Annotated in this window: 15 protein-coding genes and 1 pseudogene; 6 read left to right on the top strand and 10 right to left on the bottom strand. The window is 41.1% G+C overall.

Annotated features, from left to right (window positions below; genetic code table 11):
- Positions 1 to 1,438: 1,438 nt before the first annotated feature.
- On the bottom strand, positions 1,439 to 2,785 hold the full coding sequence (gene purB, locus MSSIT_RS17465; RefSeq protein WP_048173781.1) for an adenylosuccinate lyase: 1,347 nt from the start codon (positions 2,783 to 2,785) through the stop codon (positions 1,439 to 1,441).
- Positions 2,786 to 3,319: 534 nt separating this feature from the next.
- Between purB and MSSIT_RS22595 the strand changes: the two genes are divergently transcribed.
- The 4 genes from MSSIT_RS22595 to MSSIT_RS17450 all read left to right on the top strand — a co-directional run bounded on the left by MSSIT_RS22595 (position 3,320) and on the right by MSSIT_RS17450 (position 7,184).
- Complete coding sequence (locus MSSIT_RS22595; RefSeq protein WP_048184753.1) at positions 3,320 to 3,469, top strand: 50S ribosomal protein L40e; 150 nt, start codon at positions 3,320 to 3,322, stop codon at positions 3,467 to 3,469.
- A 6-nt stretch (positions 3,470 to 3,475) separates the two neighbouring features.
- The gene (locus tag MSSIT_RS17460) at positions 3,476 to 4,219 is read left to right on the top strand and encodes a geranylgeranylglyceryl/heptaprenylglyceryl phosphate synthase (RefSeq protein ID WP_048173780.1); all 744 of its coding nucleotides are present in this window, start codon (positions 3,476 to 3,478) and stop codon (positions 4,217 to 4,219) included.
- A 510-nt stretch (positions 4,220 to 4,729) separates the two neighbouring features.
- On the top strand, positions 4,730 to 4,969 hold the full coding sequence (locus tag MSSIT_RS17455) for an MTH865 family protein (protein WP_048173779.1): 240 nt from the start codon (positions 4,730 to 4,732) through the stop codon (positions 4,967 to 4,969).
- Positions 4,970 to 5,447: 478 nt separating this feature from the next.
- Positions 5,448 to 7,184 carry an ABC transporter ATP-binding protein gene (locus MSSIT_RS17450; protein ID WP_048173778.1) on the top strand — a complete coding sequence of 579 codons (1,737 nt, stop codon included), beginning with the start codon at positions 5,448 to 5,450 and terminating at the stop codon, positions 7,182 to 7,184.
- A gap of 125 nt (positions 7,185 to 7,309) precedes the next feature.
- On the opposite strand, the gene MSSIT_RS17445 is transcribed toward MSSIT_RS17450, so the two are convergent.
- The 3 genes and pseudogenes from MSSIT_RS17445 to MSSIT_RS25785 all read right to left on the bottom strand — a co-directional run.
- Positions 7,310 to 8,038, bottom strand: coding sequence for a flavodoxin family protein (locus MSSIT_RS17445; protein WP_048173777.1), 729 nt, complete (start codon positions 8,036 to 8,038; stop codon positions 7,310 to 7,312).
- Positions 8,039 to 8,154: 116 nt separating this feature from the next.
- Positions 8,155 to 8,763 (bottom strand): flavin reductase family protein, encoded by a 609-nt coding sequence (locus MSSIT_RS17440; RefSeq protein ID WP_082089163.1) that lies wholly within the window; start codon positions 8,761 to 8,763, stop codon positions 8,155 to 8,157.
- 401 nt (positions 8,764 to 9,164) lie between these two features.
- Positions 9,165 to 9,430: pseudogene (locus tag MSSIT_RS25785) on the bottom strand (ABC transporter permease); the annotation flags it as partial.
- Between the two features lie 425 nt (positions 9,431 to 9,855).
- On the opposite strand from MSSIT_RS25785, the gene MSSIT_RS17435 reads away from it, so the two are divergent.
- Complete coding sequence (locus MSSIT_RS17435; protein WP_394296918.1) at positions 9,856 to 11,235, top strand: ATP-binding protein; 1,380 nt, start codon at positions 9,856 to 9,858, stop codon at positions 11,233 to 11,235.
- A gap of 285 nt (positions 11,236 to 11,520) precedes the next feature.
- Here the strand turns inward: MSSIT_RS17435 and MSSIT_RS17430 are convergent, their stop codons facing one another.
- From MSSIT_RS17430 to MSSIT_RS17410, 5 genes are all read right to left on the bottom strand, one after another.
- Entirely contained in the window at positions 11,521 to 12,732 is a 1,212-nt protein-coding gene (locus MSSIT_RS17430) for a COG1361 S-layer family protein (protein WP_197080296.1), read from the bottom strand.
- A 222-nt stretch (positions 12,733 to 12,954) separates the two neighbouring features.
- Positions 12,955 to 13,581: an ABC transporter ATP-binding protein gene (locus tag MSSIT_RS17425; RefSeq protein WP_269430835.1), complete on the bottom strand. Its 627-nt coding sequence runs from the start codon at positions 13,579 to 13,581 to the stop codon at positions 12,955 to 12,957.
- A gap of 694 nt (positions 13,582 to 14,275) precedes the next feature.
- Positions 14,276 to 15,490: an ABC transporter permease gene (locus MSSIT_RS17420; RefSeq protein ID WP_048173773.1), complete on the bottom strand. Its 1,215-nt coding sequence runs from the start codon at positions 15,488 to 15,490 to the stop codon at positions 14,276 to 14,278.
- A 42-nt stretch (positions 15,491 to 15,532) separates the two neighbouring features.
- Positions 15,533 to 16,774 carry a COG1361 S-layer family protein gene (locus tag MSSIT_RS17415; RefSeq protein WP_048173772.1) on the bottom strand — a complete coding sequence of 414 codons (1,242 nt, stop codon included), beginning with the start codon at positions 16,772 to 16,774 and terminating at the stop codon, positions 15,533 to 15,535.
- Between the two features lie 12 nt (positions 16,775 to 16,786).
- The gene (locus MSSIT_RS17410) at positions 16,787 to 17,428 is read right to left on the bottom strand and encodes an ABC transporter ATP-binding protein (RefSeq protein ID WP_048173771.1); all 642 of its coding nucleotides are present in this window, start codon (positions 17,426 to 17,428) and stop codon (positions 16,787 to 16,789) included.
- Between the two features lie 2,454 nt (positions 17,429 to 19,882).
- Here MSSIT_RS17410 and MSSIT_RS17405 point away from each other — a divergent pair.
- Positions 19,883 to 20,125 carry a hypothetical protein gene (locus tag MSSIT_RS17405; RefSeq protein ID WP_148705919.1) on the top strand — a complete coding sequence of 81 codons (243 nt, stop codon included), beginning with the start codon at positions 19,883 to 19,885 and terminating at the stop codon, positions 20,123 to 20,125.
- A 497-nt stretch (positions 20,126 to 20,622) separates the two neighbouring features.
- On the opposite strand, the gene MSSIT_RS17400 is transcribed toward MSSIT_RS17405, so the two are convergent.
- Positions 20,623 to 22,290: a DEAD/DEAH box helicase gene (locus MSSIT_RS17400; protein ID WP_048173769.1), complete on the bottom strand. Its 1,668-nt coding sequence runs from the start codon at positions 22,288 to 22,290 to the stop codon at positions 20,623 to 20,625.
- Positions 22,291 to 22,609: the final 319 nt, after the last annotated feature.

The following is a 22,609-nucleotide window of genomic DNA, read 5'->3' as shown; positions in this document are numbered from 1 at the left end:
TTCTTCTGTTCCGGGATCTCTCATAGGGGAATCTCTCATGGGATATCGCTATACAGAGTAATGCCAATGTGCGGATCTATATGATGATCTTTAAAAGTAACGTTCAGCATTACTCTGGTTATTTAAGTTTAATATCCCTCTAGCTTGCTGCTGAGTGGGCCAGTGCAACTTTGGTTTGTAAATCTCAAAAATGTCTGGAATAATGACTGTTCGCAGTCGGCAAAAATTAAAAAGCTTTCATATTCTCGGAAAGGAGAAGTTCTGACAGTGAATTTGCGGATGTATTTTCAGGTTGTCTTGAAATTAAACGGTAAACTGTAGCCAGGTTGGCAAACAATTGGAAACACACTTTACTCAAATATCAAATTAGACTGTAAAAACGCGAAAGAATTTTTTGTCTGCAAATCCCATGTAATCTTGTCTGCAAATCCCATGTAATAATGAATCCTTACTTCTTAACAAAATAGGAGTTTTGGATGGTTGTGCACAGAATAAACACAAATTATATAAATAACTTAATCCTATGAAATTATTGAGGCATCTAATCCACTTTCACACCGAAATCATCTACCACATCTAGCCCAAACAGATTTTTAAGTTACGCAACATAGTTTTTTAGATGCCTCAATACCACATAAAGCAACGCTATCTGGATAATGAACTATCCTATATAAATTTTTATATTTATTTTTTAAAATAAAAATTGAGTTTGTAAATTCATTCCGCAGAAAAAGTGAGTTTTGCACTTAATTAAGCATTAAAGCTCCTGTAAACTCAAAAGCTTTCATATCTCTTCTTACTTTCATATCTCTTCTTAATATTTTCTCCTCCATTTTCTTTTCATTCAGGTCGGGACATCAGGGGTATCAATTATAGGATGCATTAGGACTACCGCTTAAGGAGTAGTGCCACCGGAATAGTTCTCAGGAATAGCGTTCATACGATAATATACGCATATCTACAAGATCCTTACTTTACATCTCATTGAATTGTATCTAAATAATGAGATTTTAGCTGACGGGCAGCCTGGATACAAACTTTGAGATCAATCTTGAAAAGAAGGAATGGGAGAATGAATTCTTTGAAAAAATCTGAAAGCTAACTAGCACAAATTTTATAAATAACCTTTACGTAGGAGTAAATGAGGCATCTAATCCATTTTCACACCGTAAAGCATCTACCACATCTAGCCTAAATAGATTTTTAGTTACGCAACGCCTGTTTTTAGATGCCTCAATCACCCAATTCGGATGAAACTGTTGATGTAGTTCTCTAATAAAGATTGGATTTCTCAGATATATATATTTATATTTTCTCATGATTATAAATTTTGCCGGGTAATTAGTCGTTTTTCCGGATTTTTTCAATCATTTTCATTTCTACGCTTCTGAATTTAGCTTCTTCTGGCCCGGAAAAAAGGAAAAAAGAGAGGAAGAGGTCAGAGGGAATAAGCTTCACGAAGTTTTACAACTAGCGTTTCGACCTGTTCCACAGCTGTTCCTATATACTTATCGGGGTTTACGAGGTTTTCAATATCTTCTGCACTCAGGTACCTTGAAACGGAAGGAGTATCAAGAAGTACCTGTTTGAAGTGCTTCCCCGTGTCATGGGCTTCCATAGCCGAAGTCCTGACAAGCTCATGGGCTTCCTGCCTGCCTACACCTCTTTTTGCAAGTTCGATCATTACAGCTTCACCCATGTTCAGGCCTCTTAGAAGGTCCAGGTTCCTGCGGATATTTTCGGGATAGAACCTGAGATCCCCAAGCACACTGGCTCCAAGTTTAAGGATATGATCCGTAAGCACGCAGGTTTCCGGGAAGACGACCCTTTCACAGGAAGAATTTGTAAGGTCCCGCTCGTCCCAGAGGGTGTTGTTAAGGAGTTCAGGCTCAACCATTGCTCTTACGATCCTTGCAAGCCCGCAGATCTGCTCGGACTTGATCGGGTTTCGCTTGTGAGGCATGGTAGACGAACCCACCTGCTTTTTCCCGAAGCTTTCCTCTATCTCGGCAATTTCACTGCGCTGCAGAGTCCTGATTTCGATGCCAATCTTGTCCATAGTCGTAACAGTATTTGCCATCCACATAACAAACTCTGCATGCCTGTCCCTCTGGATTATCTGGTTTGAGACGTCCACAGTCCCGATTCCGAGGTGCTGCATTGTAAGTTTCTGGATCAGGATTCCGGACTTCCCAAAAGCAGCCTGAGTCCCGACAGCCCCTGTCATCTGCCCCACAGTAGCTCTCGGAGTCAGCTCGTAAAGGCGGTCAAGGTGCCTTGAAATCTCGGAAGCCCAGATTGCAAAACGGAGCCCGTACGTTGTAGGGACGCCTACCTGCCCGTGTGTCCTCCCGCAGCAAACAGTGTTCTTATGGGCTTCTGCCTGGTTTACCAGCACCCTTAGCAGGACTTTGAGTTTGTCTTCCAGAAGGCCGATTGCGTCCTTTATCTGGAGTGCGGTTGCCGTATCAAGGATATCGTTTGAAGTTGCCCCGAAATGGACCCACTTTCCTGCATCTTCCCTGCACTTCTCAGAAATCGCAACAACAACAGCCATCATATCGTGGTGGATCTCGTCTTCGATTTCGTCAACTCTTTCCGCTTTTACGGAGGTCACGCATTCGGAGATAATCTCAGCCGCTTCTGCCGGGATAAGTCCCATATCCGCTTCTGCCAGGGCAAGAGCTGCCTCGGTCTGCAAGATCTTAGCTAGTCTGTTTTCCTGACTCCATACGTATTTCATTTCTGCTGTACCGTACCGGTATTCTATCGGATGAATTGCCACATCGATCACTTTCCTGGAATCGGGAATTTTATTTTATCCCGGGTCTACCTTTAAACCTTAATTGGTCTTAGTTTTTTAATAGTTTTAATTCAGGTTTTTTTCCTGAATACCCTCAACCTAAATTATCCTTTAGGTTAAATTATCCTTAGCCTTAAATGATTCCTGGCGGTATGGAATTTTGGTAGTAAGTTCGTTTTCAAACCTCTCCTGAACATGCTACCGGTTAGCTTAATGTTTCATTAATTCTCGGAACTGCCAGTATTATCAATATCACTGCTGTTAATAAGTACAACCTCATTACTGTTCCGCAGCCGGAGTTTCCAGCCTGCAGGATACGGCATAAACAACAGGACCAATAAATAAATTTTGAGTCTGCCGGATTGGAACACATCCTGCCATGTGAAAGAGAAGAGCAGAAAAGGTTGCAAACTGGCAGGTAGCGTAATTTTTTGATGAAAAACATTATATGCCTTAACATCCTTTTAGCGGGCTATATACCGCATCAATAATAAAAAATAATAGCAGGTGACAAAAATGGCTCGTTTTCCAGAAGCTGAAGAAAGGTTATTAAACAAAAAAATATGCATGAAGTGTAATGCGAGAAATGCTGTCAGGGCAACCCGTTGCAGAAAATGCGGCTATGGTACTCTTCGTGTGAAATCCAAGGAATCCAAGGGAGCATGATCTTTTTTGCAGGTGGAAGCACACCTTCAGAAGATTATTGAACAGGACGGAAAAGTTCATCTTACTCTTATTGACCCGGCTTCCCAGACCCCTGAAAGAGCTGTTGAGATCGCTCTTGCAGCAGTTGAAGGAGGCACTGATGCCATCATGATAGGGGGCTCAACCGGGGCGTCGGGAACCATATTAGATGAGACTGTAATAAAGATTAAAGAAAAGGTAAATGTCCCCACTATCCTTTTTCCGGGAAGTTCAGCCGGGCTCAGTAGCTATGCAGATGCTGTATTTTTCATGAGCCTCCTGAATTCCAGAGATCTGGGATATGTGATCACAAACCAGGTGCTTGGAGCTCCGCTTGTATACAGAAGCCAGATAGAACCTATCTCCATGGCATACCTTGTGGTCGAGCCCGGAGGTACCGTTGGATGGATAGGGGATGCAAAACTGATTCCCAGGAAAAAACCTGATATTGCTGCGGTCTATGCCCTTGCAGGCAAATACCTCGGCATGCATTATACTTACCTGGAAGCAGGATCTGGAGCCGATGCGCCTATATCTCCTGAAATGATAGGGGCTGTCAAACACGTACTCGGAGAAAATAAACTGATTGTTGGCGGCGGGATCAGAGATGCAATAACTGCAAAGCTCTGTGCTTCTGCAGGTGCTGACATGATCGTCACCGGTACGATTGTTGAAGAAGTAAAGGATGTAACGGCTAAGGTGGCTGAGATCGTATCAGCCATAAAAAGCTAAATTCCTGTCTTAAATATAGGTGTGCTGCCTGCTTTTAAAAGTCCTGTAGGAAATTCTTAATTCAACTGTTCTTTTTAAATTTCTATTTTTTCAATTCGTCTTTGAGAGCATAAGCCGTCTCTCTGCTCTGAACCTGTTTCCACAAATTTCGGGCAAAAAGTAGAGGATATTTCATTTTAGAGAGGATGTTGAAGGAGATATTTTATTTCTGGTACGAATCTAATAATTGCCTTTCATACGTCTTCGGTTAAGTGATGAATCATGACAAATTGCCTCCATTCCCACAACAGTTATCAAACATTTTTCCAGATTGGAGGTTGGAACTGAGTATCGATTCCATGTAAAAAGGCCAAAATTTAAGGCCGCTTCTGGCGCAAAATCGATAGCTTTCAGGCAAGAAAATTCCTTAACCGATGACGCATGAATTGCCTTTCATAAGAGATTATGGAAAATGGTTTCTTAGAACAATTAATAAGCATAAGGAAAAAAGGACAGATTAGGAGGAAAAATATGGGAGTCAGAGAAGAAGTTCATGAACAGATTCTTGAAATCCTCAAAGGCGCAAAATTTCCAATCAATTCTCTGGAGGAATTAATTGCCGCTTTACCCGAGGGGCTGGACACTACATGCATGATAGGGGATGTTGAGGTTACTGCAGCTGAAGCGAAAAGTCTGGTTACTGATAAAGACTTCCCTTTCAAAGACGCAAGACAGATTGCAGACTTGATGGTTGAGAGAGCAGGGCTGTAAACCCCTATCTTTATTTTCTATCTCGTTTCTATCTTTATTTTCTATCTTGTTTCCTATGGTTCTGGGGATGGTTGTCCACTATTGGTTACCATTAAATGGCTTATATCCTGTTCCCCCGTCCTACTCCATTGCTCCGCCCTGCTCCAGATTATACTTTCCTCTCAAACAGCTTTTTTCGATAGGCTTTTCTTTTCCCAAGCTTTTTATTTTGGAAACTATCTTTATACTTAAGATTTACAACCTGTCCGGTTGGCAATTTCCGGGCAGTCGATTGTAATAAATAGTTTTAAAGGAAATACTTGCTCCTATTTTAGTGTCATGTTCTTATTAATGTAAATATATTATACTGACACAAAGGGATCTGAAAAATGCAAAGGTTCGGGAAAGGCAAATTTTCAATGGAAGAAAGACTATCAAGGCCTGTAGAACCTGTCGAGGTTCCGGTGTCAGCTTGCAATTAACACTAAGAGGTATGATTATGCTCAGGATTTCCAATCTGGTAAAGGATTATGAGGTACGTTCCGAAAAAAGAAGGGTTTTGGATCATATCGACCTCATGGTGGAGGACGGAGAGATTCTCGGAATCACAGGTCGAAGCGGAAGCGGGAAATCGACTCTTCTCCGTATTATCCGGGGGGTTGAGCCTTTTGATGAAGGAACCGTGGAAATTGATGGAGAAACTGTAACTCCTGAATCGGGACTTGAAGGAGAGCTGCTCCTGAAAAGTGTAACTGCAATACACCTCCAGCGAAATTTCGGACTATGGAACGGCCCTGCAATAGAAAACATCATAAGGAAACTGAATTACCTTCGTGTAGGGCATGAAGCCCTTCCTCACAACGAGAATCAGGAGTATGACGAACTCTTTGCCGAGGCGATGGAGTACATGAAGCTTGTAGGGCTGGAACACAAAGCTCTCCACTCGACCAATCTCCTCAGCGGGGGAGAAAAGCAGAGAGTTGTAATGGCAAGACAGCTTGCCGCAAAGCCGAAAGTCCTCCTCCTGGATGAGCCCGTAACAATGACAGGGCCGGATACCAAGCAGGAGGTCCTTGATGTCATAAAGAGCCTGAAAGAAAAACTGAATATCCCGATCATAGTGGTCTCCCACCTCCCTGAAATCCATGCCTATCTTGCAGACCGGCTTATCTTCCTCGAAAGCGGAAAAATCGCAGCTGATGGTGAACCTGCCCTGGTTCTTAAAAACTTCCTTCATGACATGAAACCAAGGAAAGAGCTTTCCGAACCCGAAACTAGGGAAACCTGCATTAAGGTAAGGGACATCTCCAAGCGCTATTCCATTATCCGGATGGGGGAAGTCCTCAACATCAAAGATTTCTCTCTGGATGTTGACAGGGGAGAGATTCTGGCATTTATCGGGCCTTCAGGAGCCGGAAAGACAACCATTATGAAGTTGATGGAAGGGCTTGTCAAGCCAAAAAGCGGATCAGTCGAGTATTTATGCAACGGGGACTGGGTGGATGTTACCGAGTACAGCAAAAAGCGCATGGAACTCAGGCGGATTATGAGCATTATGAACCAGGAATTCTCAATGTCCGTAAATTCCACTGTCCGGGAACAGATCCGCTTCAGACTGAGCATGAAAAAACAGGGTGCAATTGAATACGCGAGAAATAAAGCCAGGGAAATGGGGCTTTTGGATGAGACTCTGGATACTATCTACCGTCTTCCCGATATGCCTGAAGAAGAAAAGACTACCGCACTCAGGGAACTGAACCTCAATGACACGGTTTACTTCGAACTTTTCCCGGCTATTCCGGTAACTGATGTCGATGCCTACGCAAGGCCGGTCTTCGAAGCCCTTGACCTGCCGATGGAAGTCCTTGATAAAACTCCTTACCAGATAAGTGGAGGAGAACACGTCAGGGCTTTTATTGCCCTGAGCCTTGCAACATCTCCCGAATACCTTATGCTTGACGAACCTTTCGGGGACCTCGACCCTGTAACTCTCAGGGACGTAACAAATTCCTTAAAAAGGATCAATGAACGTTTTGGCACGACCATTGTACTTGTGAGCCACCACATGGACTTCGTCCGGGAAGTTGCCCACAGAGCGGTATTGATCGAAAACGGGGCTCTTGTAATGGATGCAAAGCCTGCTGAAGTCTGCCAGGAGCTGATCAACAGGAGCAATGCCCCTTACATGGAACACAGCCTGGAAGACCTTGTCGAAGGCAAGCCGGAAACCCAGTAAATTTAGAGGTTCTACTCCGAGCTCCTTTCTTCTTATTTTTCTTTTTTCTTACTGTCTTTTGCCTTTTCTTTCCTTATTTCCTCACTTCTTTTATTTTGTTCTTCTTTTCACTTCTTTTCTTTTTCTTATTTCTGATATTCGCTTCTAAGTCGATCCCACTCCTCATTTCCGAATTTTATGTACAGGCTTGGAGGAACGATTGGTTTCTCCATATCTTTTATTGTTTTTTCAGAAACTGTTTGGGTTTCAACAATCTCTTTTCCGGCAGATCGGAGCAATTTTTTGTATTTGCCAATCAAAGGTTTTAGCATGATGTTTTTCTGGCCCCTGAAAATTTCCCCTTCTCCCCTGTAGATCTCTGCAATCAGTTCGGTGTGAAAAGTTCTTGCCAGCCGCTTGAAATAAAGACTTACTACCTCGAAATTTGTCTGCCCGGGCAGCCCGGCATTTGAAATCACAACGAATTTCGGATACTTTTCATAACGTTTGGAATGCCTGTATTTGCCCTGTTCGTCCTCCTCAAAGTGAGGCAGAAGAAGAGGTAAAAGCCTATCTATGAAAACTTTCATTACAGAAGGAACATTATCAAAATACACAGGGAATGCAAAGACTACGATATCCGAGGCCATAAATCTGGCACGCAGATCGTCCATATCGTCTCGAATGATACACTCCCCGGGAGTTTTTAGCCAGCACTCAAATTTTCCCGTGCAGTACCTGATTTTCTTTTCGAAAAGGATAATATTCTCAGTTTCCGCTCCGGCTTCTTCTGCTCCTTTCAGAAACTCCTCAACCATAATGAGGGTGTTTCCTTCCCTGCCCTTATGGCTCCCGCTGAACACTGTCACTTTCATATAACAACCCCCTGTTTCCCTCGGAAAAGTCAAACTTGTGAGCCGTTTTCTCCCGGCCCAAAATTCAAAATTATTCCCCAAATCCTTTATCGGCAGCTGCAAAGAGAGCTTTCTTTCTAACTATTATTCTCGTTTTTGTTATCATTAGTGTTTTCACTGAATTTTTTTCCCACACACCAGGCTCTGCCCAGATGCTCCCCGATTCCCCAGTAGTTATTATCGTACATGGAAAAGACGATCGGTTCGATTTTTTCTATATCGGGGATTCCATTACAGAGATATTGATCTTCTGCATAACTCTCCACAATCTCGCCGATGAAAACCTCGTTAGTCCCGCCGAAGTCCAGGGTATCCACGAGCCGACATTCGAGGTTTACAGGGCATTCCCGGATCATTGGAGCTTTTTCAAGCTTTCCGTAGAAAGTTTTGAAGATGTAGGATTTGTCTGTCTTTTTCCCGGAGACTATGCCACAGTAATCCGTAATTTCAACCATATATCTGGAAGGGATATTTACGCTGAAGCAATTGTTTTCTCTGATTCCTTCATTTGTATAGTGCATTTTTCCCAGGGTAACTGCAATCATCGGAGGACTTGCCTGAACGATTCCGCAAAAAGCAACTGTAAGGTAGTTTGGCTTTCTTTTTACATCGGCTCCCACAAGGGTAGTGGGCATAGGATAAAGGAAATTCCTGGCTCCAATGGCTTTTTTCTCTCCGGTTTCCACTCTTTCATCCTCCACAAAGCTTCATAAGCAAAAATTTGAATCCGCTTATTTGAATCCTCCTTATAGAATGTCCTTTCCGAAGCTGCGGAAGAACAAGTTAAGAAATGTATTTTCTACGCGTATTCTCCCGATCTGTAATTAGTATTCCGGTTTTTGCAGTTATATATTAAATATAATTTCCCAGGATATAAATGCCTTTACGGATGAGGGCAAAAAACGTTTGAGTAAAAATCTACTCCACTAAAAGAAACAAAATGAAAGGAGTAAAATACACTGAAAAGGGAAATTCCTGAACTCTCTATTCAAGCTCTCTATTCGAACTCTTTATTCAAACTCTCTACTCGAACTCTCTGTTCAAATTTTAAATCCAACTACAAAATCTAATTCTTCAAGGTTTGTTTTCACTCATGTCTCAACGCATCCACAGGAGCCAGTTTGGCCGCTTTTTTTGCCGGATAAACTCCAGCTGCAACTCCTATGCCATGGCTGCAACGAAAACCTCTATCTCGAAGACGTAACCGGGATACAGGAAAGGTAGTCCAAGGGCTTTCATGAACCCTATTCCTCTGGTGCGTTCAGTACTCGTAACAAGCATTATGTTCATTATCCCTATCGAATCCATAAGCAGGGAGATGAGAGCTACTGCAACAAGAAAATTCAGCAGGGATTAATGTGTAAATATATCCTGAAAGCTATTAATGTTCCAATATACCCAAGTAAATATCAATGTACAAATATAATATCCCATTGTTGGAAAAAAATAATAGCTTATTTTCGGAAGAAAATATATATGTCTATGGGTACTTTATTCCAGAGTACTCTGATGTGACAGAAGGGTTAAAAACCTGGTGAACTTTCTAACATTGAAAATTAGAACATTTCTTATATATGCTAATGTTATATGATAGAAAATATAAGCATATGTATGAAATATTGAAAGTTAAGATGAAATAATAGACAAAAATGAAATTTCACTTTAAAAATTTTAGATATATTTTCCAGGCACTTTAAATCGGATTTAAGGTGCTGAAAGTTGTCATTTATAGCTCTAAAACCTATGCTTGATACCCCATTCAAAATCCTGAATGTGCGCTGAAAGGTGCACTATTACACAACACACGGAGGGGGAATATTCTGATAAAAAATACTGACAAACACCCCGAACTTTTTTCAAGCATTCCACAGAGTGCCCAGCTCTCTGCCGTATATAGCGATATCGATGAACTGACAGAACTGCTTGTTGCCTATTTCAAACAAGGAATTGAAAGGGGAGAGTTCTGCCTCTGGATAGTCCCGGATTCGCTGGCAGCTGAAAATGCAAAAAAAGAACTTGAAAAAGAAGGAGTAGATGTAAGGAAATATATCACTTCATCTCATCTGGAGATTATGCCGGCAGGCACACTTTCTGAAAGTAACCTTCTGTTTGAATCTGCAGTAAAAGAACTTCTGGAAGAGGGGATCGGGAAATCCCTTTCTGAAGGCTTTTCCGGGTTCAGAACGAATCTCGATGTTAAAGGGATCGAAAACTCCTTCAAAACCTGCTTTGGAGGGTTAGAAAATATCCTCGAAGATATCAGTCAGGGTAATGGAAAAAACTTCACATTCCTTTGCACTTTCCCGCTTGAAGAATTATCAGGCAGCGCACTTCTTGAGCTGGTGGAGGAAAAAGGTGTTCTGGTTAACAGAAAGGGCAAGTGGGAATACCTGGTGAATACCTGCGATGTAACTGGACGACAAGAGCTGGAAATCACTCTCCTGGAGGCAAAAAAAGATGCTGAAGCCACAAACAGGGCAAAAAACAATTTCATTATGAATATGAGCCATGAGCTTCGGACTCCTCTCAATTCGGTAATAGGCTTTTCTGACCTGCTGCTGGAAGGAGCTTTCGGACCCTTGAATACAAAGCAGTCAAAGTATGTTAACAACATCCTGATTAGCGGAAAAAATCTGCTGGAAATTATTAACAACCTGCTTGACATCTCAAGGCTTGAAGCCGGGGAAAAGACCCTCAAATATGAGGATGTGGACATTGCAAGCCTCATAGGGGAAGTGAGAATGAGTCTCCTCTCGCCTGCTTCGGTTAAGAGGATAACTGTTGAGCTGAATATAGATCTTTCTGTGGGAAATGTTCGGGCTGATATCACAAAGCTCAGGCAGATCCTGTACAATCTGGTCAGTAATGCCATAAAGTTCACTCCAGCTAAAGGAAAGGTTATCATCAGCGCTTGCAAAAAAGAAGGGGTTCTTGAGGTCAAGGTTTCGGATACCGGAATAGGACTTTCAAAGGATAGCCACGAAAAGATATTTATGCCCTTTACACAGGCCGATTCTTCCGCAGCCCGCGGGTACGGGGGTGCAGGTCTGGGGTTATATATTGTCAGGAACTTCGTAGATCTTCACGGCGGGAAGGTCTGGGTTGATTCGGAGGTCGGAAAAGGAAGCACATTTACCTTTACCCTTCCGGCAGAATAGGAAAATACCCCTCTTCCGGAGAATAAACCGAAAAAGAATAACCCTTCACTTAAAGGGAAAAAATTGAAAAAAAAGGACTTTACTCCCTGAAACCGGGAATTGAAATCCAGAAATTAAATTGAAAACCAGGAAAAATCAAGCTGGAAATCAGAAAATCATATTTATATTTGGAATCCCAGCTACTTAATAAACCAAGCTGAAATTAAAAAATCCTGCAAAAAGAACCATGGCTGTAAAGGTAGAGTGCAGTTGGTGCTGCCTGTACTCCCGGGTTCTTCAGCATGTTTATTTGTTTTTCTGTTGCCTTTTTCTGTAAATAATTCCTCCTCCGGCAACAAGGGCGACAAGCAGGATACCAGTTACAATCAGGCCTGAACTGCCTCCCTTTTCCTCAATCTGCTGAATGCGAAGATTGCTTACCAGGTTTTCGTGTTTGTTTATGCCGTTGCTGTAACTTGCAGAAAGGCTGAGGTTTATCGGTTCAGAGTCCCCTACTATGTTTTCCGAAGCCGGATCTGCTATAGCATCAAACTCTATTGTGAAAAGTTCATCAGCATCCATGGGCCCGATGAAATATTCGGCGGGATAAAAATTTACATCTTCAGCTTCAGGTTTTATACTGACAGAGTTAAGCTCATTGGGGTGGGTGTTTGCTACATCTAACTCGAGGGTAGCTTCGCCGTTTACCAGTTTAAGTGGCTTTGAAGGGATGACCTTTACATTCGAAGAGTCAACTTCAAGCGGAATATTCTTCCGGCTGTTGTAGTCAAAAGAATTGCCTTCAATTGCAAGTTCAAGGTTGTGTGTCCCCTCATTTGCGTCCTCGGAAACCATAACGTTAAATGTTAGTTTGATGCTGTCTCCCGGACCAAGAAGCCCCATCTCTTCATAGGGTGCGTCAAGCACAATTACTTCTTCAGACAGAGGCCTCAAAACTGCAGCCTGGATTCTGGCATTGGTATCGTAGTCGCTTCCATCGATGGTAACTGTGGGTGTGGTAGCTGTATTTTTTAGAGTTACCGTAACAGTACCCCTATCTCCAGGCATAAAGACTTCGGGAGAATAAACGATTTCCGCAAGCTCAACGGTTCCTTTGCTGTCAAAGGTCTCAGTCCCTATCCTTATATCAACAGTTTTTTCACTCCAGGGGTTTGATTTATCGATCCTTGTCCGGATGTCAATTGTCCTGACCCCTTTCTGAGCGTTCTTGTCCACGAAAAGGTGAAACTCTTTGGATGCAAATTTGTCGGGAGCAAGAGCTCCTATATTCTGCACTGCGTTTTCCTCGGTATCAAGGGAAAATGGATACTCGGGGACTATTTCTATATCAACATCTTCTGCTCGTTCTCTACCTACGTTTTCTACCTGGACTGTCAGGTCCAGATACTGCCCTATTTTAGCAGGGTAAGGGTTTGTTTCAACTATTGTAACTTTCAGGTTTGCACTTGCAGTCGCCGCGGAAGCCGGGGCTGCAAAAATAAATGAAACTAAAAGCATGAATATAACAATAAAAGTAATTGGGATTTTTTGTCCTCTCATTTTTATCCATCCTGATTGATTAAATTTAGAAACTTAATTGTTCAGGGTGTTCTGGATTACTCTGGATTATTCTGAGCATCCTGTCGGGGTATTATGTAGAATCATGAATTATCTGATTTATTTCAAGATAATTCCAGCTCATTTTCCCAATCATTCTGGTCTGTTCAGAATTATTCCGGTTTATTCCGAATTATTCTGGACTATTCCGTCTTTTACGAGTACTATTCTGTCAGCATATTTTGCAATCTCAGGGTCATGCGTAATCATTACGATAGTCCTGCCACCTTCATTAAGTCCGGTAAACATGCTGAGAATTTCGCAGCCTGTTTTTGAGTCAAGGTTTCCTGTAGGTTCATCCGCAAGGAGGATTGCAGGGTCATTGATCAGAGCTCTGGCAATTGCCACTCTTTGCGATTGTCCTCCCGAAAGTTCCCCTGGCCTGTGGTGCATTCGGTCCTCAAGCCCTACCATTTTAAGAAGGTCTTTTGCCCTCTTACGCGTATCCACTCCTTCTCTTGTGTTGGCGTAGGTCGGCAATTCTACATTTTCAAGAGCTGTAAGCCTTGGGATCAGGTTGAATGTCTGGAATACAAAGCCTATTTCAAGCCCCCTTAGCCTGGCAACTTCCTTATCGGATAATGTATTGATATCAAGCCCTTTAATTACGATCTTCCCTTCCGTAGGTCTGTCAAGAAAACCTATAAGGTTCATAAGGGTACTTTTTCCTGAACCTGAGGGGCCCATTATAGCAAGAAACTCTCCTTCCCATACTGTAAGGTTGATTTCATGGAGAATTGGGACTTCCATATCTCCCAGAGTATAACTCTTTTTTACATTGATTACCTCTATTATCGGGGTTCCTTTGTGGGGATTTCCTCCTCCTACATCTCTTTCCGGGCGACTGGAACGGGGTAGTTCGCACTTAATGCGCTCTTCATCTGAGTTTCCTCTATCTGGAGTTTCATCAGAGGCGAGCAAGCTTTCTTCCTGGGGCATTTTTTCTTCATTTCCATTACTTCTGCCTGCTTTCGGATTTGTATTTTCGGGAGAAGAAACTTCATGATCGAGTATTTCAGTTTTCATGTCCACTTTGCCATTGTTCTAATTTTAAATATATTATTCTTTATGTATACTATTCCACTGAATGCTACACAATATCAATATTTCTTGGTTTCAAGCTTTAAAATGTTTGTTATCTATTTATTTTTATAATCTAAAATCTGCAAAAGAATTAGTTCTCAACATCCAGTTTTTTAGGGTTTTCATTCTTTTTTAGTTCTGCTTCCATGTTTGAGTGGGGCTTTATGGTGAGTATGAACATTTCTATTTCCTTATTTTGTGTTAGTTGATATGATAAAAAAAGCTAAAGAGCTGGAAAAAATCTTGAAAGAAAAATTGGGATACAAAAACTGGCATCAGAACAACTGGACTATGAAAATTTAAAGGATGCTAAAAAAAAGAAAATATGAAGATCTAAGGTCATTTCTTTGAACAAAGCCCTTTACTCATATCTTAAAGCATCCACAGGATTCATGTTTGCGGCTTTCCTTGCGGGATACAGTCCTGCTCCCACACCTACAAGAACCGAAACCATAATTCCGATTTCAATCAGCTTGAAAGGAAATACCGGTGGAAGTTTGAGGGCTTCTTCAATAATGTAGGCTCCGAACCCCCCGATTGCGGTTCCCATCAGGCCCCCAAAGACGCTTACCATCACTGATTCAAGCAAAAAAAGGGATTGAATATTGGAACTGCTATACCCTACGGACTTCATTATCCCTATTTCTCTCGTGCGTTCGGTAACTGTTACGAGCATGATATTCATGATCCCTATCGAACCCACGAATAGTGAGACTAAAGCAAGGACAAGCAGGAATGAACTTAAGGCATCTCCCAGTGCTCCGGTCTCTTCAAGGACATCTACCTGGTCAATTATGGTATAGGGCTTTGCGTCGTCATTCCCGATATCCCTCTGAGGAATTCCGAAGTTCCGGGCAAGCCTTTTATCCACTTCATCCGAAACAGTGCCTATATTTTCAGAGCTTTCGGCCATTGCAAAGAGGACCCCATAGTCTTCTTCTCCGGTCATCTCATTCATGACTGAAATAGGGATATAAACTACCATGTCTGTACTGCCGTCTCCGCTGAGAATAGTTTCTTTTGAATCTTCCAGAACCCCTTTAACTTTGAAGCTTTTTTCTATAAGGGTGCCATCTTCCTGTCGGAATGCAATATCCACAGTGCTTCGATCTGAGATACTCCTGCCAAATTCCTCTTTTGCAAGGTCATACCCAAGAACGGCAGAGTAAATATCCTTATCAGTCAGGAAACTTCCTTCTTCCATCTTAATTCCCTGAATTTCCTGAAAGTCCCCATTTACTCCCACAATGCTCACGCTTTTAGTATCCGAAAGATAGCTAATTTCTCCAGACACTGTTTTCCTGGGAGAAACTCCGGAAATTCCCGGAGTATTTTTAATCATTTCAAGCTCACTGTCATAAAATATGTTAGGCTGGTCGCTATATGCAATTATAAAATTTGAGCCAACAGAGGTGACCTCATCGGTAAAAAATTGGTTAAAGCTAGCTCCAAGAGATGCATTTATGATTACTGCTGCAACCCCTATCACAATTCCGAGAGTTGTGAGTGCAGACCGAAGTTTGGAGCTGCTTATACTCCCGGAAGCAATACGAGCAGCCTGTACAAATTGTATCATATTTTTCCCCCGCAAATATGATATTTAGCAAATCTCATCTGCTTATTGTTTTTTCTTTTTATATACCAGGAAGGCTGCAGGGATAAAGACTGCAATAACTCCTCCTGCAATTGCAACTGTAGAATTTGTCTCAGTAGGCATGAAACCAGGTTCAAGTTTCAGGTTGCCTGCGACATTTTCGTGCCTGTTAATCCCATTGTTATAGGTTGCAGTTACATTCATGTTTATGGGTTCTGAAGTATCGACATCCGAGGAATCGTCTACCGTTGCGTCAAACTCTATTGTGAAAAGTTCATCAGAATCCATGGGCCCGATGAAATATTCGGCAGGATAAAACTTTACACCTTCGGCTTCAGGCTTTATGCTGACAGAGTTAAGCTCGTTGGGGTGGGTATTTGCTACGTCAAATTCTACGGTTGCTTGCCCGTCCACCATCTGGAGCGGCTTTGAAGGAATGACTTTTATATTTGAGGAGTCCACTTTAAGTGGAATGTTCTTCCGGCAACTGTAGTCATAAGAGTTGCCCTCGATTGCAAGTTCAAGATTGTGAGTTCCTTCACTGGCATCCTCTTCTACCTTAACATTGAAGGTCAGTTGGATACTGTCTCCCGGGCCCACAAGACCCATTTCATAATATGGAGCTTCCAGATTCGTTATTCCATCAGATAGAGGTTTCAAAGTCGCAGCCTGTATTCTGGCATTGGTATCGTAGTCCTTGTCATCGATAGTAACTGTAGTTGCGGTAGCTGTATTCTTAAGGGTTACTGTAATTGTACCTCTATCTCCGGGCATAAAGACTTCAGGAGAAGTAACAAATTCTGCAAGTTCAACTGTCCCTTTGCTTTCAAAGGTCTCAGTCCCTATCCTTATGTCAATAGTTTTCTCACTCCAGGGTTTGTCCTTTCCGGTCCTGGCGCGAATATCAATTGAACGAGTTCCTTTCTGGGCGTTTTTATCCACATACAGATAGAACTCCTTTGTAGCAGTTCTGCCAGGATTGAGTGCTCCAATGTTCTGCACGGCATTTGCCGTGGAATCCAGACTGAACGGATACTCAGGGACTATTTCTATGTCAACGTCATCGGCTTTGTCCCCTCCGACGTTTTCGACCTGTACTGTCAGGGTCAGGTATTCCCCTATCTTCGCAGGATAAGGATTTGTTTCAACGATCGTTACTTTCAAGTTTGCACTCCCTACAGCTGCGGAAGCCGGAGCTGCAAAAACGGAGGCTATTACAAGTACAGAAAAAAAAGCTGCAATAATATGCGCTTTAATCAATTTCATGTATTCCCCACCTTAATTATATCTAATTTCCCCATCTTTTACCAGGACAACCCTGTCAGCATATTTTGCAATCTCAGGGTCATGTGTGACTATTACTACTGTTCTTCCCTCATGGTTCAAATCCATGAATATCTGAAGGATCTCAGAACCCGTTTTCGAATCCAGGTTCCCGGTCGGTTCATCCGCAAGGAGAATGGAAGGATTATTGATGAGTGCTCTTGCAATTGAGACCCTCTGAGATTGGCCTCCGGAAAGCTCTCCCGGCCTGTGGTGAATGCGGTCCCGTAACCCCATAAGTTGCAGTAGTTCCTCTGCACGTTTTCGTGGATTGGTGCTCCTTGAATTTGCAAAAGTAGGAAGTAAAACATTCTCGATAGCTGTCAGGCGAGGAACAAGGTTGAAAGTCTGAAAAACGAACCCTATCTCAAGCCCCCGTATTTGGGCAAGTTCTTCATCTGACATTCTGCGCAGATCCCTTCCCCTTATAAGGATCCGTCCTTCTGTTGGCCGGTCAAGGCAGCCTATCAGATTCATAAGTGTACTTTTTCCCGAACCTGATGGGCCCATAATCGCCAGGAATTCTCCCTTTTCGATTTTCAGGTTAATACCTGAGAGTACCGGAACTTCCATGTCTCCAAGCAAGTAATTTTTCATGACATTGGAAACCTCGACAACAGTTAACCTATCCTCAGTTAACCTATCCTCAGTTAACCTGCCCTCAGGTAAACTATTCTTATTTATGTTCGCATCCCCCCCAATTTTATTGAGATATGATCAGAAAATATCACTTTGAATTATCTCAATTGTTTTTACTCTTATGTAAGAAAATCCATTTTAATCTATGCTCTCTTAACTTTTTTTTAAAGTTCTCCCGCAAAGTCTGGCCGTGGTCGATTTTTGATTTTCTAGTCGGACGTTTATATGTGAACTTTGAAAATAAACACTTGATACACTGTTTTTAACTTTGGGGATTCTATTTGGTTTCAAATACAATTTTTGCAAACATCAAACGTACAAAAAAAGCATAATTTTGACAATATTTATTGAAGATTGAACTTTTCTATGAAAGTATGTGGCTTTTGAAGAAAATTTGTGTTCTCATCCTGAGACCTATCTCTGTTATTTTAAACTGCTATTTCTCTCATAAATAAATTGTATTTTTGACGGAAAACCACAGTTTCTAAACCAATCAGTTCCAAAAAGTTCCTCTTTGGATCAGGGAACGCATTTAAATATTTAGATTAGAATCAAAACTATAGTGAAATATTCAAACATATAACAGTATCAAAAATATATCCTATGTTATGAATATACTTCCCTCTAAATCTTTAAGAACTATTATTCGTAAGGATATGTAATTCTATTCAACTTATATAATTTGTTATATATAGCTAAATATAGCCACTGCCAGATAAAAATTGGAACTGTAATTCCCAAGGAGAAAGGAAATTATCCTTAATAATCTCTCTAAGTGGCTGACAGTGTATCAAGCTTTGGGGGCTTGATAAAGGGGATTACAAACAAATGTTTCAAGGAAGTGTGCTCAAAGGCAAGTACACATGTATCGGTTTGGTAAAAATATGAAATTCGGAGGGAACAAACATGATTTTTGGATTTGATCTAGGCACGTTTTTTACGTTTGCTTTCGGCTTTGATCTCAGCATGCTCTTCGGCTGGTAATCGCAATTGTTAGATTGAATTCTTGGTTCAATCTATCATGAGGACGATAAGAACGATGAAATCTGGATAATTACAGAAATAAAAGAGGTAATGAAAATGTTCTTCAGTCTTGTATATTCCAATATCGTATATTGCTACGAGGCAACTTTCTTAAAACTCTGTTACAGCTGGTGCTAACTGAGCTGTAAGGAGGACTCTGCCGGGCTATTGAGAGTATCTGGAAAATTGTGTATTAGCACTTTTCCTATATTCCGATTGCAGAAGGCCGTGTATAACGGGGATGAACAAAATACTGGAAAAGAGCGGAGGGAACTGAAATGTTCTTCAGTCTTGTATATTCAAATATCGTATATTCCTACGAGTCAACTTTCTTAAAACTCTGTTACTGGTGCTAACTGAGCTATAAAGAGGACTCTGCTGAGCTATTAGGAGGGCCCTGCTAGGGGGCCCTGCTGAGCTATTGGGAGTATCTGGAAAATTGTTTATTAGCAATTTCCTTATATTCCGATTGCAGAAGGCCGTGTATAACGAGGGATGAACAAAATACTGGAAAAGAGCGGAGGGAACTGAAATGTTCTTCAGTCTTGTATATTCAAATATCGTATATTGCTACGAGGCAACTTTCTTGAAACTCATCTATTGCTTTTAATTAGCAACAATACTGATAAAATATCTAAAATAAATAGTGTGAAGTTGCCTGCTTTTCAGGTAACTTTATCTTTTCAAAAGAAGTCCATAACTATTTCTTTTTTACTGTTTTTATATTTCTTAAATATTTCCTCTATTCAACTGCCGTTTTTACTTACCTAATGGATTTTACTGTTTTAATTTACTCTTTCAAATATATGCAAAATGACTTGCATAAAATTTGGAATTGCATCAAAAAGCATTAATTTTTGGGATTTGTGTAATTCTTTTATTACATTGTACAATTCTTTTTCTATATTGTAAATTATTGGAGGGTTTTATGGGGAAAAATTGAAGTAATTTTATGAGATAAACCAAACGTATTGGCTGCATAGTTGTTTTCGATTTTAATATCTTCTGTTTATAAATATTATGACACTATCATTTGTAAGGAACAGTCGTTCTTTACATTTTATATAAATTCATAATCTACCTGTATATTGATACTCGCCTGGGAATTAATGTTATAGCTTCCAGGCTTAATAATGAATAGAGTATCAAAAATATAGTCGTACGTCAAATGCAAAGTTTCTAGATCTGGAATATATATTCCATAAAGCCCTTAAGCTTTTTAGCTAGATATCTCTGCAATTGTTTGATGCCTACTATAGTTCAGGAACAGGTGTCTGGGAGTATAAAGTGGAATGGGGGGTTGGAGAAGAGAACCGGTATATCATTGAAAATTGGGGTCAGTGTCAGTTTAAGAGCTTATCTCAAAACTCACAATTTGCTCTTTGAATCTTGGAGTTTGGAGAATCAGTCAGGTTTCGGATGATGAAAAATAACCTGAAAAACCTTATCATTATAATAAAACACAGGTTCGAGATCAGCTCTTTGGGAATGGCTTTAAACAAGAAAGAACAGTGTTCCAGGGGAGGAATTATGATGTTTTTCTATTTAAACTACCTAAAGATTACTTTCTATTTAGAGATCGAAAGGCTAAGAATAATATATCTCAGTGGCTATGGAATCCTCAACGGGTAAACTGCATGTTTAGATGTTTACTGGTCAGCCTTTGAAATGAGCAGTATGGGTTCAAAGTGTTTGATTAATGAGAAGGGCAGGCATTCCTGCAGTTACATTGGAATAGGCTGTCCAGAACGATCGTATGAGATTAATTGTTCGGAAGAAGAAGTGAATAAGCATAGAACTTCAGCCGGAATAAATCTTGAATAGAGTAATTTTCCTCCTTGGCTTATAACTCAACTTGGAGATTTATTTCGGTTGAATACCCAAAATATTTAGGGTTTTTGATAAATAAATTATGAAGAGAAACAGATTGATATCCATTTTATATTTTTACGTGATTTATATTTTTATGAGATTTATATTTTTATGAGATAACTTTTCTGAAAAACAGGTAGTTTCTCCTAAAATCTTCTTCAGGTTGTTTCTGGTAATAGGTTAATATTATTCCAAACATTCTAATTTTAAAAAATAAGAAAAAAGAATAAGTTTAAAATAAGTTTAAAAATGGAAGTTCATTTTTTCGTATTTCTTGGTCTGCTGGGATTTCTTGGCCTGTCATTGCTGTATCCTTTGTTAGAACCTTTTTGACTCCTTCCCTTTGATTTCTGAGCAAGTTCCACAAAGGGTTTTCTGCCTCTTCTTTTGTTTTTAAAGATTTCGAGCAGAGCTTCAGCCTGGGCAAAGGGCAGGGTTACAAAGGAGAAATGAGGGAAAATCTCTGCATCCCTTACTTTAAGTTCGCTGTCACCAAGTTCTTCCTGAATAAAGTATGAAAGTTTTTCCGGGCTCATACCATCGGATTTTCCCATGGCTATGAAGAGTCTGGTTTTGCCTTTCCTGTCGACATAAGAACTGGTGTTGGAAATTTCCGTATACATGCTTTCGTCGAACTTTTCTTTGAACGTGTACTTTAAGAGGGCAGCTAGGATTTTCTCCGCAGGGTATTCCTCAAGGAGTCTTTCACTCATTTCAAGGCAGTCCCCGTATTCTTCTGTCTTTATGGTCTCTTCGAGTTCGTCTTTTACTCTCGCCCTTTTGGCTTTAATTACATCTTTTATTTCGGGGATGCGGCCTTTCTTCATTTCGGACTTTGAGGTCTTTTTTATGTAAGTGAGCCGCCTGAACTCTGTGGATGTAACAAAGGTGATAGCAGTTCCCTGTTTGCCCGCCCTTCCGGTCCTTCCTATCCTGTGCACATAAGACTCAGGGTCCTGGGGCAGGGAATAGTTAATGACATGGGTCAGATCCATGATATCAATGCCTCTTGCTGCAACATCGGTTGCGACAAGAATATTTATCTTCTGCTTCCTGAACTTATTCAGGATTTTTTCACGTTCTTGCTGGGAGAGGTCTCCATGCAGGGCATCGGCTGCATAGCCTCTGTCGCTGAGTTTCTGGGCAAGCTGGCCGGTGTCAGTCTTTGTCCGGCAGAAAACGAGCCCATAGAATTCGTCTTCTATATCGATGATTCTGCTGAGAGCTTCAAACTTGTCGTTTTCCTTAACTTCGAAGTAGATCTGTTCGGTCAACTTTGTTGCAAGGTCCTCTTTCTCAACTGTAACATGCTCGTAGTTCTGCATGTACTTCTTGACGATCCCAAGGATTGGCTTTGGCATTGTAGCTGAAAAGAAAAGCATTCTTTTATCAGGGCCTGTTGCCTTTAAGATTTCCTTTATATCGTCAATGAAGCCCATGTTCAGCATTTCGTCAGCTTCGTCAAGTACGAAATATTTGATATTTCCGAGGTTGAGGCTTTTTCTTCCCAGATGGTCGATGATCCTTCCGGGTGTCCCTACAACGATATCCACTCCGCTCTTCAGTATGCGGAGTTGCTGGTTCATGGACTGTCCGCCGTAAATAGGTACAATATAAAGTTTTTTGTTTCCTTTTATGGAATTGAGCTCTTCTGAAACCTGAATTGCAAGTTCTCTTGTTGGGGTCAGGATTATTGCCTGAACATGCCCTGATTTTTCAGGGATCTTCTCTATAATGGGGGCTCCGAAAGCGGTTGTTTTTCCTGTTCCTGTCTGAGCCTGCCCTATAATGTCAGATTCTCCTTTCAAAAAAAGAGGGATGACTTTTTCCTGAATCGGTGTTGGTTCTTCAAAACCTTTCTTTTTGAGGGCTTCCAATGTACTGTCCGAGAGCCCAAGTGCCTTAAATTTTGCTAATTTTTCCATGTACTCACTCTAGAATTTACAATTATTTTTTACAGGCTTTACAGATTGTAAAGCTGTTATTTACATGCTATCTGCCGCATGCCCGGCAGTTCTTTTATGGAAAAGCCCACTTCTCAAAACCGGTACATGATACCGCTAAAAACAGGTAAACACGCCGTACAAATGGTTAATCTCCCCGGGATGCGCAAGTTGCCTAAAAATCAGGGAAATCCGAATTAATTTGCATAAACTTATACAGCAAAAAAATGGCTTTCTTGGATAAGTTCCGGACAATTTTGAATTTTTCCCTGTGAGACAGGCAAATGAGTAATTAGACCGC

This window comes from Methanosarcina siciliae T4/M, from assembly GCF_000970085.1.
GTDB classification, from domain to species: Archaea; Halobacteriota; Methanosarcinia; order Methanosarcinales; family Methanosarcinaceae; genus Methanosarcina; species Methanosarcina siciliae.
The sequence above is the reverse complement of the archived record's forward strand: the minus strand, read 5'-3'. Positions and strand labels throughout refer to the sequence as shown.

What these genes read in the sequence shown, in the direction of transcription:
- MSSIT_RS22595 (WP_048184753.1), top strand. Translation starts at nt 3,320, where the DNA reads ATGGCTCGTTTTCCAGAAGCTGAAGAAAGGTTATTAAACAAAAAAATA.
- MSSIT_RS17455 (WP_048173779.1), top strand. Translation starts at nt 4,730, where the DNA reads ATGGGAGTCAGAGAAGAAGTTCATGAACAGATTCTTGAAATCCTCAAA.
- MSSIT_RS17450 (WP_048173778.1), top strand. Translation starts at nt 5,448, where the DNA reads ATGCTCAGGATTTCCAATCTGGTAAAGGATTATGAGGTACGTTCCGAA.
- MSSIT_RS17445 (WP_048173777.1), bottom strand. Translation starts at nt 8,038, where the DNA reads ATGAAAGTGACAGTGTTCAGCGGGAGCCATAAGGGCAGGGAAGGAAAC.
- MSSIT_RS17430 (WP_197080296.1), bottom strand. Translation starts at nt 12,732, where the DNA reads ATGCTTTTAGTTTCATTTATTTTTGCAGCCCCGGCTTCCGCGGCGACT.
- MSSIT_RS17425 (WP_269430835.1), bottom strand. Translation starts at nt 13,581, where the DNA reads ATGGAAGTCCCAATTCTCCATGAAATCAACCTTACAGTATGGGAAGGA.
- MSSIT_RS17420 (WP_048173773.1), bottom strand. Translation starts at nt 15,490, where the DNA reads ATGATACAATTTGTACAGGCTGCTCGTATTGCTTCCGGGAGTATAAGC.
- MSSIT_RS17415 (WP_048173772.1), bottom strand. Translation starts at nt 16,774, where the DNA reads ATGAAATTGATTAAAGCGCATATTATTGCAGCTTTTTTTTCTGTACTT.
- MSSIT_RS17410 (WP_048173771.1), bottom strand. Translation starts at nt 17,428, where the DNA reads ATGAAAAATTACTTGCTTGGAGACATGGAAGTTCCGGTACTCTCAGGT.
- MSSIT_RS17400 (WP_048173769.1), bottom strand. Translation starts at nt 22,290, where the DNA reads ATGGAAAAATTAGCAAAATTTAAGGCACTTGGGCTCTCGGACAGTACA.